The sequence below is a fragment of the Streptomyces sp. RP5T genome, assembly GCF_003933965.1.
Lineage (GTDB): Bacteria > Actinomycetota > Actinomycetes > Streptomycetales > Streptomycetaceae > Streptomyces.
In genome coordinates, this window is sequence record NZ_RSAJ01001298.1 from 1 (window position 1) to 424 (window position 424).

Consider the following 424-nt stretch of genomic DNA (forward strand, 5'->3'; position numbering starts at 1 on the left):
CGGCATGACCATCGATGTCACGGACCAGCAGGCTTCGGTGCAGCGGACGCGGCTTCTGCTGAAGGAGCTGAACCACCGCGTCAAGAATACTTTGGCGATGCTGCAGTCGCTGGCGCGTCAGACTCTTCGACAAACGAGCGATCCTGCCGAGTTCATGGCTGCGTTCGCCGGCCATCTTCAGTCCATCTCGGACGCGCACGGGCTGCTCTCCGACTATGAATGGGGCACGATCCGCCTCTCGGAACTGATATCGAAACAGTTGCGTCCCTATGTCAGCGACTATACCGAACAGGTCGAGATCCATAAGGACGAAATCCTGCTGGGGCCCGATCAGGCGGTCGGCCTTGGACTGGTGCTGCACGAACTCGCGACGAATGCCTTGAAATACGGGTCGCTTTCGGTCCCGAAAGGCAAGGTCGTGCTG

The 424-nt window shown here is 59.4% G+C and carries 1 protein-coding gene; it reads left to right on the top strand.

Annotation, left to right across the window (positions count from 1 at the left end; translation table 11 throughout):
- On the top strand, positions 1-424 hold a 424-nt coding region (locus tag EHS43_RS45900; protein WP_148104401.1), incomplete at both ends, for a sensor histidine kinase.